The organism is Arthrobacter sp. UYCu511 (assembly GCF_040547105.1).
Classification (GTDB): Bacteria; Actinomycetota; Actinomycetes; order Actinomycetales; family Micrococcaceae; genus Specibacter; species Specibacter psychrochitiniphilus.
Window position 1 is genome coordinate 1 of sequence record NZ_JBEPPB010000014.1, and the last position, 14,480, is coordinate 14,480.

The 14,480-nt window shown below is 61.2% G+C and carries 13 protein-coding genes and 3 tRNA genes; 9 read left to right on the forward strand and 7 right to left on the reverse strand.

Annotated elements, in window-relative coordinates; genetic code table 11:
* Positions 1-228: 228 nt before the first annotated feature.
* Complete coding sequence (hutH, locus tag ABIB48_RS15880; RefSeq protein WP_354213594.1) at positions 229-1,794, forward strand: histidine ammonia-lyase; 1,566 nt, start codon at positions 229-231, stop codon at positions 1,792-1,794.
* Positions 1,795-1,830: 36 nt separating this feature from the next.
* On the opposite strand, the gene hutG is transcribed toward hutH, so the two are convergent.
* A complete protein-coding gene (hutG, locus tag ABIB48_RS15885) occupies positions 1,831-2,817 on the reverse strand; it encodes a formimidoylglutamase (RefSeq protein ID WP_354213595.1) in 987 nt (328 codons plus the stop codon).
* Between the two features lie 158 nt (positions 2,818-2,975).
* Entirely contained in the window at positions 2,976-4,430 is a 1,455-nt protein-coding gene (locus tag ABIB48_RS15890) for an NCS2 family permease (protein WP_110105857.1), read from the reverse strand.
* A 260-nt stretch (positions 4,431-4,690) separates the two neighbouring features.
* Here ABIB48_RS15890 and ABIB48_RS15895 point away from each other — a divergent pair, with 260 nt between their 5' ends.
* Positions 4,691-5,263 carry a copper resistance CopC family protein gene (locus ABIB48_RS15895; RefSeq protein WP_354213596.1) on the forward strand — a complete coding sequence of 191 codons (573 nt, stop codon included), beginning with the start codon at positions 4,691-4,693 and terminating at the stop codon, positions 5,261-5,263.
* A 16-nt stretch (positions 5,264-5,279) separates the two neighbouring features.
* Here the strand turns inward: ABIB48_RS15895 and ABIB48_RS15900 are convergent, their stop codons facing one another.
* From ABIB48_RS15900 to ABIB48_RS15910, 3 genes are all read right to left on the reverse strand, one after another.
* The gene (locus ABIB48_RS15900) at positions 5,280-5,969 is read right to left on the reverse strand and encodes an FAD-binding protein (protein ID WP_110105858.1); all 690 of its coding nucleotides are present in this window, start codon (positions 5,967-5,969) and stop codon (positions 5,280-5,282) included.
* 111 nt (positions 5,970-6,080) lie between these two features.
* Positions 6,081-7,388 carry a D-arabinono-1,4-lactone oxidase gene (locus ABIB48_RS15905; RefSeq protein ID WP_354213597.1) on the reverse strand — a complete coding sequence of 436 codons (1,308 nt, stop codon included), beginning with the start codon at positions 7,386-7,388 and terminating at the stop codon, positions 6,081-6,083.
* The gene (locus ABIB48_RS15910) at positions 7,385-8,722 is read right to left on the reverse strand and encodes a type III PLP-dependent enzyme domain-containing protein (RefSeq protein ID WP_354213598.1); all 1,338 of its coding nucleotides are present in this window, start codon (positions 8,720-8,722) and stop codon (positions 7,385-7,387) included. The genes ABIB48_RS15905 and ABIB48_RS15910 overlap by 4 nt, the downstream gene beginning before the upstream one ends.
* A 210-nt stretch (positions 8,723-8,932) precedes the next feature.
* On the opposite strand from ABIB48_RS15910, the gene ABIB48_RS15915 reads away from it, so the two are divergent.
* Positions 8,933-9,931: a universal stress protein gene (locus ABIB48_RS15915; protein ID WP_110105860.1), complete on the forward strand. Its 999-nt coding sequence runs from the start codon at positions 8,933-8,935 to the stop codon at positions 9,929-9,931.
* A gap of 144 nt (positions 9,932-10,075) precedes the next feature.
* On the opposite strand, the gene ABIB48_RS15920 is transcribed toward ABIB48_RS15915, so the two are convergent.
* Entirely contained in the window at positions 10,076-11,593 is a 1,518-nt protein-coding gene (locus tag ABIB48_RS15920; RefSeq protein WP_315914472.1) for a C40 family peptidase, read from the reverse strand.
* 164 nt (positions 11,594-11,757) lie between these two features.
* The gene (locus tag ABIB48_RS15925) at positions 11,758-12,165 is read right to left on the reverse strand and encodes a metallopeptidase family protein (RefSeq protein ID WP_245932123.1); all 408 of its coding nucleotides are present in this window, start codon (positions 12,163-12,165) and stop codon (positions 11,758-11,760) included.
* A 209-nt stretch (positions 12,166-12,374) separates the two neighbouring features.
* Between ABIB48_RS15925 and ABIB48_RS15930 the strand changes: the two genes are divergently transcribed.
* From ABIB48_RS15930 to ABIB48_RS15955, 6 genes are all read left to right on the forward strand, one after another.
* Positions 12,375-12,447 (forward strand) — tRNA-Glu (locus ABIB48_RS15930).
* Positions 12,448-12,546: 99 nt separating this feature from the next.
* A tRNA-Asp gene (locus ABIB48_RS15935) sits at positions 12,547-12,620 on the forward strand.
* A 57-nt stretch (positions 12,621-12,677) separates the two neighbouring features.
* Positions 12,678-12,753 (forward strand) — tRNA-Phe (locus ABIB48_RS15940).
* Positions 12,754-12,996: 243 nt separating this feature from the next.
* Positions 12,997-13,500, forward strand: coding sequence for a hypothetical protein (locus ABIB48_RS15945; RefSeq protein WP_354213599.1), 504 nt, complete (start codon positions 12,997-12,999; stop codon positions 13,498-13,500).
* 118 nt (positions 13,501-13,618) lie between these two features.
* Positions 13,619-14,167, forward strand: coding sequence for an Asp23/Gls24 family envelope stress response protein (locus tag ABIB48_RS15950; protein WP_110105863.1), 549 nt, complete (start codon positions 13,619-13,621; stop codon positions 14,165-14,167).
* On the forward strand, positions 14,164-14,355 hold the full coding sequence (locus tag ABIB48_RS15955) for a hypothetical protein (protein ID WP_110105864.1): 192 nt from the start codon (positions 14,164-14,166) through the stop codon (positions 14,353-14,355). Before ABIB48_RS15950 ends, ABIB48_RS15955 begins: the two co-directional genes overlap by 4 nt.
* Positions 14,356-14,480 lie beyond the last annotated feature (125 nt).

Sequence of the window (14,480 nt, forward strand, 5' to 3'; positions counted from 1 at the left end):
GAGCAACTACAAAACCAGCTCTGCCCGCCGCGTACCCCACAACAACGATCCCCGCCCCACCAAAGGAAAAAGCAACAAGCTCTGGACAGGCCTCCAATCTTAACAACGACCTCCGCAGCATTTGCAGGTGTCTGAAATTCCGGACAGTGGGTCGGTAAAGGCGCTGATTTCCGCACAGTTAGGGGCCATAGTAGAGAACAAGACCACCGTGCTATGTAAGGACCCGCCATGAGCGCCACCACCGAAACCGTCACCCTCAGCTCTTCAGGGGTCACCCCCGAGGACGTCATTGCCGTGGCCCGCCACAACGCAAAGGTGGTGCTCAGAGCGGAGGCGCTGACCGGCGTCGAACGGGTGCGGGCTCATGTGGAAAAGCTGGCGCACTCAGAGACCCCCTCCTACGGCATCTCCACAGGCTTTGGTGCCCTCGCCAACCGCCACATCCCCACTGATATGCGCACGCAGCTGCAAAAATCGCTAATCCGCTCCCACTCCGCCGGCATGGGTCCGGCCGTGGAGCGCGAGGTGGTGCGCGCCCTGATGTTCCTGCGCGCCAAGACCCTCGCGAGCGGCCGGACGGGTGTGCGCCCCGTGGTTGTGCAGACCATGGTGGACGTGCTCAACGCCGGCATCACCCCGGTGGTGCGTGAATTCGGTTCACTTGGCTGCTCCGGTGACCTGGCCCCGCTCTCGCATTGCGCGCTGGTGCTTATGGGCGAAGGCGAGGCGGCAGGCCCGGACGGCGTGATCCGCCCCGTGCCCGAGCTGCTCGCCGCAGCTGGCATCACCCCTATCGAGCTGGCCGAGAAGGAGGGCCTGGCGCTGGTCAACGGCACCGACGGCATGCTCGGCATGCTGCTCATGGCCATCGCTGATTTGAAAATGCTCCTGACCACGGCGGACATCACCGCCGCGCTCAGTGTGGAGGGCTTGCTGGGGACCGATCAGGTTTTTGTGCCCGAGCTGCACATGGAGCTGCGCCCGCACCCAGGCCAGGCTCTCAGCGCGGACAACATGCTGCGCGTGCTGGCGAACTCGCCCATCGTCGCCTCGCACCGTGTGGGCGACTCCCGCGTGCAGGACGCCTACTCGCTGCGTTGCGCCCCGCAGGTGGCCGGCGCCGCCCGGGACACCGTGGATCACGCGCTCATGGTGGCCACCCGGGAGCTCGCCGCCTCGATCGACAACCCCGTGGTGCTCCCTGATGGCCGCGTATCCTCCAATGGAAACTTCCACGGCGCACCGGTGGCCTACGTGCTGGACTTCCTCGCTATTGTGGCCGCCGACGTCGCCTCCATCGCCGAGCGCCGCACCGACCGCATGCTAGACCCCGCCCGCAGCCACGGCCTGCCCGCATTCTTGGCCGGGGACCCTGGGGTGGATTCGGGCCTCATGATCGCCCAATACACGCAGGCCGGCCTGGTCTCTGACTCCAAACGCCTGGCCGTGCCCGCCTCCGTGGACTCCATCCCCAGCTCCGCCATGCAGGAGGATCACGTTTCCATGGGCTGGCATGCCGCCCGGAAGCTGCGCCGCTCCGTGGAAAATCTGCGCCGGGTCCTAGCGATTGAGCTGGTCACAGCCACCCGCGCCATTGACATGCGTACGTCCTTGTCCGGCGGCGTTTTGCTCCCCGGTCCGGCTGGCGCCGCCGTACTTGAGGTGCTTCGGGCAACCGTGCCGGGACCGGGTGCCGACCGTTTCCTCTCGCCCGAACTTGAGGAAGCCGACCGTTTGGTAGGCTCCGGCGCCATCCGTGCAGCAGCGGAAACTGCCACGGGTCCGCTGAACTAGGCGCGGGTGGGGCACGGAACGTGAAAGTGCCCCGCCTTAGCGCAGCAGTGTGTCGATCAGCCGAGCGGCCACCTTCGCGGTGCGGTTGTCAATGTCGAATTCGGGGTTAAGCTCCGCCACATCACAGTGGAACAACTTCCCGCTCGCGGCCACCTGGCGGCATATGGCGGCGATGATTGCCAGTGGTACCCCGTAGGCTGCGGGTGCGCTGACGCCGGGGGCCACGGCTGCGGGCATCACATCCAGGTCGATCGTGAGGTACACAATATCCACGGTCTGCAAAAATGAGGACACAAACCCTTCCGTGCGTTCCGCTGAGCAATCCTCATCCAGCAGGTACTTCACCTCGAGTTCATGCGCCGTATCGAAGAGGGCCCGGGTGTTGTTGGGTTCACTGATGCCCACGACGGCGTAGTTCAGTTCCCGCCCAGCGGCGGCTTCCGCGCGGGCCATCTGCAGGAACGGTGTGCCGGAGCTGGGTACTGGGGCCTCGCGCAGGTCAAAGTGGGCGTCCAGGTTCAGCACACCGAGACGGGCGCCGTTGGTGAACGCCGCAGTGCCCGCAACACCTAGGTAACTGGCATACGCGGTTTCGTGCCCGCCGCCCAGCACACAGGTGAGGTATCCGGCGTCGAGCATGGCTGTCAGAGCAGCGCCGCAGCGGGCCTGGCCGTCCTCTAAGGAGTCACCGGAGACCACAATGTCTCCGGCGTCAGTTACTTCCCGGGTGCCATGGAAGGCGAGCGAGCCCAGAGCGGCGCGGAGGGCTGCGGGGCCGGTGGCGGCGCCCGTGCGGCCGTGATTGCGGGCAACGCCGGCGTGGGAGGCGAAACCCAGCAGTGCAGCGGGGCCGGGCAGCGAGGCATTCAGCGAGGCGGTGTTCAAGGACGGGGCGTCCGGGGATGCGGAGGTGGCAGCAATGGCGACAGTCTGCCACCAGCGGCGGTGGGCGGGGGATTCGCCGTCGTTCCGGCCGGTCCATGCCGTGGCGGGTATATCAACGGAGAGCGTAGAAAAGTCCATGTGCCAAGCCAACCCCATGCCCTGGGACAACGCCAGCGGTCCTCGGGTATGGGCGTCTCCCATCACAGACACCCATTAAAATGAAATCGAGTACACAAGCTGGTGGACCGAAACTACACGATTCGGTCCACCAACTTACGTACTCGAGGGTGGTGCGGTTACCCGATGCCGAACAGGGCTTCCACCGTGCCGATGCCGAAGAACAGCAGGAACGCCGCAGCAACAGCCCACATCAGGGGGTGAATTTCCTTGGCTCGGCCCTGGAATACGCGGATCAGCACGAAGGCGATGAACCCGGCACCGATGCCATTGGCAATGGAGTAGGTGAACGGCATGAGGGTGAACGTCAGGAAGGCCGGGATGCCGATTCCCCAGTCGGACCAATCGATCTTGCCCACCTGGGAAACCATCATGAAACCGACCACAACAAGGGCCGGGGCCACTGCTTCAAAGGGGACCAATTTAATCAGCGGCGTGACGAACATGGCCAGCAGCAGGAGCAGGCCCGTCACGATGGAGGCCAGACCCGTACGGGCGCCCTCACCAATACCGGCACCGGATTCCACATAAATCTGGTTAGAGGATGCGGATGCGCCACCTCCGGCGATCGCACCGAACGCGTCAACAAGCAGTACGCGGTCCACGTTGGGGATGGTGCCGTCTTCACGCAGTGATCCGGCCTCGGCGGCCAGACCCACCATGGTGCCCATGGCGTCAAAGAAGATGCTCAGCAAAATCACAAAGGCGAGCAGCAGGGCAGCAATCGCCCCCAATTTGCTGAAAGCGCCGAAGATATTGACCTGGCCAATGAGGGACAAGTCAGGCAGGGACCACTGCGAGAGCTGCGGGACCACCAGTGACCAGCCCTGCGGGTTGGACGTGGTGCCGTCGAAGGACGGGCCAATGTGGAGCGTCATTTCCAAGATGTTGGCCAGGACGGTGGAGACCACGATGCCGATCAGGATGGCGCCCTTGACCTTGCGCACCACCAAGGCGATGGTCAGGATCAGCCCAACAATGAAGACCAGCGTGGGCCAGCCCAGCAGCTTGCCGTCAAAACCCAGTCCCACAGGAACCGTGGTGCCAGCAACGTCCGGAATACGGCGCACAAAGCCGGCATTGACCAGGCCAATGAGCGCAATGAACATGCCGATGCCCACCACAATGGCGATTTTTAGCCCTTCAGGCACCGCCTTGAACACCGCTGTTCTAAAGCCCGTGAGTACCAAGATGAACATGGTGATACCGGAGAGAACCACCAGGCCCATCATGTCCGGCCAGGTCAGGCCCGGGTTCGTGGCAACCGTGACGGCCACAAATGCGTTGACGCCCAAGCCCGCCGCAAGGGCGAAGGGGTGCTTGGCCCAGGCGCCCATGAGGATGGTCAGGATGCCGGCCACAAAGGCGGTGACAGCGGCAACGCGCTCCAGGCCCAGCTCACCGCCTGCGGAATCTGCGCCGCCCAGGATCAGCGGGTTCAGGACCACAATGTAGCTCATCGCGAAGAACGTGGCGAAACCGCCGCGGATTTCCCGCGAATAGTTCGAGCCACGCTCGGTGATCATGAAATACTTGTCGACCGCAGACAGGCGCGGTGCCGTCTTCGTTGCCATGGGGAGCCTTCCAGGGAAGTGAAAAAAGATTTAAGTTAACCGAGGAAATAATAGCCCGTAATGGTGGCGCGTACTTATTAGGCGTTGGCTTGGATTTTTAACTCCTAGGCTGACCGCGGCGGTAGTTGGCTTGGGTGCCCCGCCAGGCGCTGTGGGGCGAACTCCCATAATGCTGGGATACCGTGGGGTGGCATTCTCCAACGAGTAAAGGAACTTTTGCTGTGATTTCTCGCATAGGCCACCGACAGAGTGAGATTAACATGACATCAAAATCATTGCTGGGCCGCTCATTGGCGGGCCTGTTGACGCTTCTGCTGGTCTTTTTTGGTACCGCCACGGCGGCTTTTGCCCACGATTCCGTGACGGAGACTTCACCCTCTGACGGTTCCACCGTGGCCACAGTTCCCGAGAAGATTCAGATCACCATGAGCAATTCCCCTGCCGTCATTGGTTCCCAAGTTCTGGTCCTTGACGCGGCAGGAGATAATTGGGGGGTCGGTGAGGTGGAGGTGTTGGACAACATCGCGACCCAAGCAGTGCGTCCGGGGGCGCCCGCTGGAAAGTACACCGTGAAATGGCGGCTAGTGTCCTCTGACTCACACCCCATTGAAGGTACCTTTGGGTTCACCGCTACCTCCGCCGGCACGGCTTCTGGTCAAGGCGCGGGCGCCGGCCCCGTGGTGTCCGTCCAGGCTGAACCGGAAACCCCTGGCGAAACGGTGCCGGATAGCCCCGCAGTGCCCTGGTCCATCATTGGCCTTGCCGTTGTCCTGGTGGGTGTAGTGGTGGCCATGGTGGTTGTTGCCCGCCGCCGCCTTTCCAGCGAGGACTAGCCACTGCGGTGAGGCTCTAAGCGGTGGCGGCCACGGAGCCCAGCTCCCGGGTTGCGATCCGGGCAGAGATGGACTGGCTGGCCCGTTTGGCTTGATGCAGAATTTCCTGAGTAGTGGGGATGGCAAGATCCCCTACACCTACGAGGTAGATCCCCAAGGCGTGCATGCCCGCCCGCACGTCAGTTGCGGTGGTCACGCCCACGCTGTGCAGGAGTCTGCGCAATTGGCTCAGGGCGCTGCGGGTGAAGACAACGCTGTGGGCCGTCAACATGCCGGTGGTTGTCTGTACTCGCCACTGGCGCTGAGACGGGGCCTCACCGTGATGCTGGGTAAATTCCAAGGCCTGGGTTGTTGGGCGTAGATCCAATTCATGGCGGCGGGCGTAGTGCTCAAGGAGCCGCACAATTTCGCTGCGCTCGTTCAGGGCGGTCAAGCTGATGCCTCCCGTGGTGGGTGCCAGCGGTGCCGGTGACTTCATGGGGCAGCCGCTATCCACCACTATGGTCTTGATGCCCTGCCGGTTGAGTTCGGCTGCTACGGCCAATGCCGAGAAACCGGAACCGATCACAATGGTGGTGGTGCTTTCAGGGGATGTTCCCCGCTGCGCGGAGGCGCTGGTTGCTACCGTGCTGGCAGGTATCACGCTGGTACCTGCCAGTGGCACCAGATCAGCTCGTGGTGGGGCAACTTTTGGGGCATACATCATAGCAAATGACTCCTCGAACGGTAGGAGAATTCACGGGTCGGTGCAGGCCATCAAAGCCTGCGCCGTAGGGCGGGTGCAACGGAAGGGGTTGCTCTGCACTGAGTTCAATAATTAGCTCAGTACTCGATCCAGATAAGCGTTTCTGAACACCCGCCGAGGATCAAGATCATCCCGAACAATACAGAACTTTTCTAGGTCTGGGTAGAGCTGGCAAAAGTCTTTCGATTGGAGGAAATGCCACTTGCCCCAATGCGGTCTCCCCTCATGGGCACGAAAGATTTCCTCGGCGGCGCGAAAGTACTCCAAGGGTGCCGTTTTCACATGTTGATGGATGGCGATGTAGCCACTTTCGCGATGGTTTGCCGTGGATAGGGCAATGTCATCGGCGGCGGCGCTGCGAACTTCTACGGGGAAGGAGATGTGCAATCCACGGCGCATAATCATGGCCTCAAGTTCGGCCAGCACCGTGGGGATTTGGGCCAGCGGAACGGCATACTCCATTTCCCTGAACCGGACAGTGCGCTCGGTGGCGAAAACCTTGTGTGAGAGATCGCCAAATTCCCTATTGCCCGTCAGCTTCGAAGCCGTCTTGTTGAGGCGGGGAATGATGGCGGGCATCTTGCCGGATACAGTGCACAGGGCAGAAAACAAGGTGTTGGAGACCAACACGTCATCCACTAAGTGATTCACCGCGGACAAAGGGGAGACCCCCTGTGGCAGCCCGCCCACTGGGTGGCGCGTGTTCGTTTTGGTGAGCGCCGTATCGGTGTGTGGAAACCAGTAGAACTCAAAGTGGTCAAGGGTGGCGTTGCGTTCGGGCAACGATTCCAAAACGGCCGCCAGCCGTTCCGGGCGCTCCACAGCATGGAGCATGAATGCATCCACACATGCCAAGGTGACCTCAACAATGATGCCCAAGGCGCCAAGGCCTACACGTGCCACGGCGAACAGGTCCGGGTTTTCAGTGGCGGAGCAGTGTTTGATTTCCCCCGTGCCCGTCACCATTGTCAACGCCCGCACCTGGGTGGCAATACCGCCAAATCGCACACCCGTCCCGTGCGTGCCCGTGGAGATGGCCCCTGCTATGGACTGCTTATCAATATCGCCCAGATTTTCCATGGCCAACCCGTACGGTGCCAGCAGGGCTGGGATCTCATGCAACCGGGTGCCACCTGCAACGGTGGCCAGCTTCGCTTCCCGATCCACCCTGAGCAATCCGCTGATGCCATCGAGGTGCAGCTGAACGCCCTGGGTCAGGGCGATGTCAGTAAAGCTGTGCCCGGCTCCCACAGCTTTGATGGTTGTGCCACTACTGGCAGCCGCTGCGACTAAGGCCGAAACCTCAGCTACTGTACTGGGCCTAGCTACGGAGCTTGGTATGCAACGCTGATCGCCTGCCCAATTGCGCCACTGACTCATATGAACGCCTTCCCTTCGCCTCGATAGGTGAGCGCCCTGCCTGCCCGATGGCCGCCGCCGTCGATAATTTCCAGAGCGTCAACATGCTCACAAACCTCACCGGATTTGGCATGGCGGAACCAAACTTTCTCGCCAATGCGCAGGGTTGAGGCCGCGGCCCCGCGCAAAGGGGTCTGCACCTCTCCCGCGCCCTCCGTACCAATGAGAGATAAACCGGAGGGGTAGACGGGCTCAGGGGACCTGTCCGCGCCGGACGGGCCGGAGGCAATCCAGCCACCGCCCAGAACCGTGACAATATCCGGGGCCGGCCGTCTCACCACGGGTGTGGCAAATCCGACGGCGTGGGCCGGGCTGAAGCGCGAGTACCCGTCAAAGAGCGTGGGACCGAAGAGGCCCGAACCTGCGGCCAGTTCCGTCACGGAGGGATCTTCAGTGGTGAGTTCCAGGCTGCCTGTGCCGCCACCGTTGACGAATTCGAGCTCGCACAAATTGCGCACAGCAGCCACAACGTTGGCGCGGCGGTGGAGGATTTCAGCCATCGATGAGCGCTGTATTTGTTGGAGGATCTGTGACTTGGCGGCATCGGCCAACTTGTTCTTGGTGTGCGGGGTGTCCTGCAGACCAGCGATTTGGGCCTCGTACGCCATGATGCCGGTGAGCCGGAAAAGCTGTGCACCGCCCTTGACATAACGGCCGATCGCTAGAGCCAAGGCGATGGCGTCGCCCCCGGTGCGCACGGGGGAGCGGTACACGCCAATGTGACCCAGTGTGCGTCCTGCCACTGCCGGGCGCCACGAAGCGTCTAGATCCAGGCACAGCCGGATGGGGGCAGCCGGTTGGGTGCCTGCCAAAGTGGCGGCCATCCACTCCAACTGTTCTGTGGAATCCACCATGAGCGTCACGCGGGCACAGGCTTGCGGATCAGCGGCAAGGGCGCGCAGGGCGGGGGAATCGGCGGTGGGGTAGGCCACCACAATGTCAGTGAAGGCGCCGGATGGATCAGCGGCTAACCACAACGCTTCCGGAAGTGTAAATCCGAGTATGCCGGCAAAACCGGGCTGGGCCAGCACGGCACGGAGAACGTCACGGTTCCGGATTGATTTACTAGCCACCCGGATGGGCTTGCCCGCCGCCCGCCGCAGCAGGGACCCGGCATTTGTGGACAGTGCCGCCAGGTTCAGGACGGCCAGTGGGGCGGACAGGTTGGCACAGGCCAAATCCACCCCTGCCCACATGGCCTCCTCCGCAGAGATAGCCCCAGAAGAAGGCGCAGAAGGCGTGGAAGAAGCCCCGCTGAGGCCGTCCGCCAGAGCCGATTGTAGTAGTTTCAACATTGCTGCCCACTTTCCTACTCGCCAGTAATGCCAACTCTGTCACATGTCAGGCTCCGGATGTGGATATGGCAGATGAAGTCATGTTTGGCACACGCCGCAGCGCAACTTGACGTGCATGGCTGAACCCGCAATAGTCACAAGTAAAGGCCGCGACGGGGAGGCCGCAGCAAGTTTTTGCATCCCCGGCACACAAGAACCAGGAGGCGCACGATGACCAGCCAAGAGCAATCACCCCAAGGCGCAGCGCACGAACCGATCCCCGCCCCCACCGGGATTGTGGTCGGAATTGATGGTTCCGAGCAGAGCATTGGCGCCCTGATCTGGGCCGCCCGGCAGGCGAGATTGCGCAACGTTCCACTTCATCTGGTCACCGCCTACACTGTCCCCATTTTTGCCGCCTCGGGACTCGACGGCGGCTATGCAACAGTGGACGACGACGTCATCCGCCAAGGTGCCGAGGCTGTCCTTCGTGAATCGGCGGCCAAAGTGGCGCATCTGGATATTGAGATGGACGCGCGGGTTGAGAACGGTGATGCCGCCGGAGTGCTGCTGGAACTAAGCGAAACTGCCGAGCTGCTGGTCTTTGGCTCACGCGGCAGGGGCGGGTTCATTGGCAGGCTTTTAGGCAGTGTCAGTTCCGCGCTTCCCGCCCACGCCAAATGCCCCACCGTCACGGTCCCACTGAGCTGTGCCGCACGCCTGGAAGAAGGCCTTGAGGAAGGCCGGGCAGGGATTGAAAAAGTTGTCACAGTGGGTGTGGACGGCTCGGATCAGGCCCGTTACGCGGTGCTTGTAGCGGCAGAACAAGCCCAACTTTCCGGCAGTACTCTGCGCATCATCTGCGCCGTGCAGCCCTACACCGGATCGCTGGCCTGGATGCCCGCACCTGTAGACCGAGAAGCGTTATTCACTGAGATTCGCAGCCAGCTGGAGGCCGGTGAAAAGTGGCTGCGCAATCATTTCCCGAAGCTGCCCATTGAGATTGAACTGTTGGAAGGATCAGCCGTGGAAGCGCTGGTCAAGGCCACCGAAACAACAGAGCTGGTGGTTATGGGAACCCGTGGCCGTGGCGGTTTTGCCGGCATGATGCTCGGCTCCACCACTGACGGTGTGCGCCACCATGCCAAGGGCCCCATCATGGTTGTGCGCGATAGGGAAGATCCCCGTCAAGACGACCGCACCGCCTTTGGCCCACTGCTGAAGACATGATCCGGCTACTTAGCTGAGCGCGCAAAACTGAAGGCGCGGCATCCGCCCCTACGGGCTGGATGCCGCGCCTTAGCTTGCTGTCATATCTTCTTACCGTAGGGCAGACAAGCGCCTCAGGGCCTCTGTGCTGCGTGGTTGCAGCCGCTAATACCTGGCCGCGTAAGGATACAGGCTCATATAGGGGGTCATGTGCGAGAGCGGGGTGATTTCCACCGGCTGGGTGTAATTCAGGGCCTGAACCACCTGGTTGTTGCCAATGTAAATGGCAACGTGACCGAAACGGCCATTGCCGTCGTCATCGAACACCAGCAGATCGCCATATTGCATCTGAGATAGCGGAACACGGACCGGGGCAGCCCAGAACTGATCTGAGCCTTGGCGCGGCACGCTCTTGCCAGCAGCTGCGAACGCCTGCTGAACCAGCCCGGAACAGTCAAAGGCATTGGGCCCGTTGCCGCCCCATTGGTAACGGCTGCCAATCTTGGACAGGGCGTAATTAACCATGACCTGGGTGTAGCTGCCCGTAGGCGGAGCAACAGGTGGCTTGGGTGCCGGTGGTTTAGGTGCCGGTGGCTTGGGCGCAACCGGTGGTTTAGGAGCGGGTGGCTTCGGTGCAACAGGGGGTTTAGGTGCGGGTGGCTTCGGTGCAACAGGGGGTTTAGGTGCCGGTGGCCTGGGCGCGGATGTGGTGGGAGCCGGGGGTTTGGGGGCCTGCGGTTTCGGGGCCTGCGTGACAGGCGGTTTGGGCACAGGGGGAAGCGCGGGAGGTTTGGTGCCGGTGGCCGGTGGGCGGACTGGAGCCGGGGTGTCGGCGGAGGCCTCAATCTGCTCCTTGAGGGCCTCTTCCTCGGCCTTTCGGGTGAGCTCGTCAACCCGGGCACCCTCCAACTCCACCGTGGTGTTGTGCAAGCTGGCAAGTCTTGTTAACAAAATATCTCGCTGGCTTTGGTTCTCCGCCACTACTGCGGCCTGCGCGTCAGCGGCTCCCTGGGCTTGGGCGCGTGAGGCCTCGGCGGCCGTGGTGGCCTCGGTGGCCGCAGTGCTGGCGGCCAGGGCTTGTGCATCCAGTGCGGCGGACGTGGCAGCGGCGGCTTCGGCGGAAGCAAAGGTGTTGGCTCGATTGGAACTCAAAGCCATGAGCGTGGAGGCCTGGTAAAGGGCGTCATCGCCCTCATCGCTGGTCAGCAGGGTCTGGACGCTCAGCCCAACGCCACCGGACTTGTACAAGTTGCCTGCCAGCTGCCCCAGTTGGGTCTTGGCCTTGGAATGTGCGCTCCGGGCAGCTTCGGATTTCCCCTTTGCGGTTGCGGCTTCTTCTTGGCGCTGTTCAAGCACCACCAGTGCTTCGGTGTACGAGCCGCTGGCGCTCAGCGCGGCCATGGACGTTGCCCGGAGGCGGTCATTGGCCGTGGCCAAAATGGCCTCCAGCTCGGCGGCTGCAGCCGCGGTGGCAGCCTCTGATTTTTTGGCCTTGGCAATGTCCTCTTCGCTGGGGACGGTGGGAAGGTGAGGCTGCGGGGCGAACTTTTGAAACGCCGTCGAACTTAATCCAGGTGCCGCAGAGACAGCGGGTCCGGCCGTGGCGGGTAAGAGCAGGCCGGAAGAGGCCAAAGCGGCGCACGCCAATGTTGCAGTGCCGCGAACCAAAAAGCGCATACTCATCCAGGTGCCTCACTGCAGATCGATTGGTAAATGGTGCAGCCCCCAGGCCACAGGCCGGAGACAGGTGGCTCTCGGCGAATTTACACAGCTAAGCCGACCCTACGGGTCTTAGGAATGCTTGGCAACACAGGAAACAACAGCACCATGAACAACAATAGTGTCATTTAGCCCCAGCCAAGCTCGTGCAAGCGCGCGTCGCTAATGCCGAAGTGGTGGGCGATCTCATGGACCACCGTTACCGTGACCTCATGGATCACTTCTTCGCGGCTGTGGCAGATCTCTAAAATGGGCGCACGGAAGATGGTGATTCGATCAGGGAGGGAACCGGCCTCCCACCAGGAATCCCGTTCCGTCAGCGGCGTCCCCTCATACAAGCCCAGCAACACGGTATCCGGGTGTTCTCCGGTGGCAGGCTCGTAGTCATCGGCAATGAAGATGGCCACATTGTCCATTTCGGCGCTGATATTTGCCGGAATCGCGGCGATGGCAGCCTGCACAGCAGCGTCAAATTCCTGTTCATCCATAGTGAAAGGCAGGAAGGAGGGAATGCCGGCAAGGGGATTGTGATGCATGCCTCAAGCGTAGCGGTGAAACCCCGGCATCATGCGGATACAGTGCCCTCTAGAGTCACTGTCGGGGAGCTGTGGCCAACGTTTTCAGCCCCCGGTGGGCGGTTGTCGCATGTCCGTTTTGTGTTCTGAGCAAATAGGCCCTATAGTTTTTGGAGTCCACTTCGAACCGAAGCGCTGGGAACAACGCAGAGGCTACGAAGCTGACTTAGGCCCCCATCGTCTAGCGGCCTAGGACACCGCCCTTTCACGGCGGCGGCACGGGTTCGAATCCCGTTGGGGGTACTTGCGAGCAAGTGGTAAATCAGTAAGAAATTTGCTGGTACGCTATAACTCGTGAAAATCACACAAACGTGTGACGGTAACAAAATGCAGTAAACGTATGGCCCTGTAGCGCAGTTGGTTAGCGCGCCGCCCTGTCACGGCGGAGGTCGCGGGTTCGAGTCCCGTCAGGGTCGCTTTGGTTTTCTTGACTAGTGCAAGAAGATCTGGTGACGAGATTTTCAGATCACCAAGGCTCTGTAGCTCAGTTGGTAGAGCGTTCGACTGAAAATCGAAAGGTCACCGGATCGACGCCGGTCGGAGCCACCACTAAGAACCCCCGCTAATCCGGGGGTTCTTCGCTTTAACACATAACTCGCCGCACCTATTTGAACGTTTCGGGGGGAGCGGCCAAAACGTTTCGCGCCCGTTTGAACCATAGCGAAAAACTCAAAGTGGGGCGAAAGTTCACTCCACCGACTCCTTTCCCGGTTGTGTGCCAGAATGACCACCAAGGGGTAGCGGCTGCCTGTTCAGCCGAGCCAACAAGTGCGGCTTACAAAAGGGGTCTTCATGCGAGCAGCAAGAACTTTCCGGAAAATATTCCTGCTAGTAGCGGCCCTGCTCACAGCCTCGGTAACCGCTACTGCGTGCTCGGTAATTCCAGACCTTGGCGGCCTCTCCGGGAACTCAGGAAGCAGCCAGGAGAGCACGCAGGCACAAGCGCCCCGCGGCGAAGGCCAGCAGGAACTTGACCCCGGTGAAGTGGTGCCTGATGTGAGCGGGATGCTCGGCAACGCAGAGGCCTGTGTCAGTGTCAGCGCCGTGGTGATCACCGGTAGCACGCTGGCCTTCATAGCGAGGCTCGATCCGAGCGGAGAAGGCACTAAGAGCATGGCGAATCAAGTCACTGAGTCCATGAAAAAGGTTCCGGCTGAAATAAAGGGAGATCTGGAAAACCTTTTGTCGGTGATCAATGACTCTGCAATTAATGGAAATACTTTCAATGACAAAAAATTCGAACAGGCCATGAAACCCATCAGTATGTGGGTTGAGAAAAACTGCACAAACCCATAAAAGGGTTAGGTGTCGGGACGATTTACGTTCTTCACGGCATACTCTGGCACGTAGCGGCGTTGCCCCTCAACTTTTCGGTGCATAGGCTTACCGTAAGGGAAACAGAAAGGGCTCATTCATGGACTCGCAAAACCAGGCTTCGCCAGAAGTCACGCCCGGCACCGGGATTGGTGCCGGTACCGGCCCCACAATAGTGGCCGGAGAAGGACGCACAGTCATCTCAGAGACGGCAGTGGCCAAGGTGGTTGGCATTGCTGCCCGCAATGTTGCAGGAGTCCACGCACTGGGATCAGGTACCTCACGGTCCATAGGGGCCATTCGTGAAGTGGTGGGCGGCGCAGACCTTACCCAGGGTGTGCGGGTTGAAGTTGGTGAGTCCCAGGTGGCTGTCGATCTGATTCTGCTGGCGGAATACGGCTATCCCTTGCAAACACTTGCCAACTCAGTCCGTGCGGCCGTCTACACGGCAGTAGAGGAACTGGTGGGCCGGGACGTTATTGAAGTGAACATTGAAATCACTGATGTGTTTATCCCGCCAGCAGATTCGGAAAAGCCTGCAGCACGGACCCGTCTGACGGACCGTTTGGGGAACCCCAAGGTGAGCGGAACGGTTGCTCCTACAGCAGCGCAAGGCATCGATTTAACGGAAACCGGAGAGCAGAAATGAATCTTAGCGTGGTGTGTGCGGCGTTTGGTGCGTTTTTGGCCTTTATGGCCTTCGCTTTCGGTTTCTGGGGCTTGTTGATCAGCGCCATTTTCATCGTGGTGGGAGCATTCGTGGGCCGAGCTGCCAGCGGAAAGCTTGATTGGCGCGGTGCCCTCGATGCGCTCACAGGCCGCCGTTCGTCGTCGTGAGTCAGAAGCAAACATCCGGCGCGCCCGGACCCGCCGGCGGACAAGGCCCTACTCCTGCCCCAGGAAACGCCCAGGGACTCGGCAAAGTGCCCAATAATCCTGTCCTGGCCAAGACCCCGGAGCAG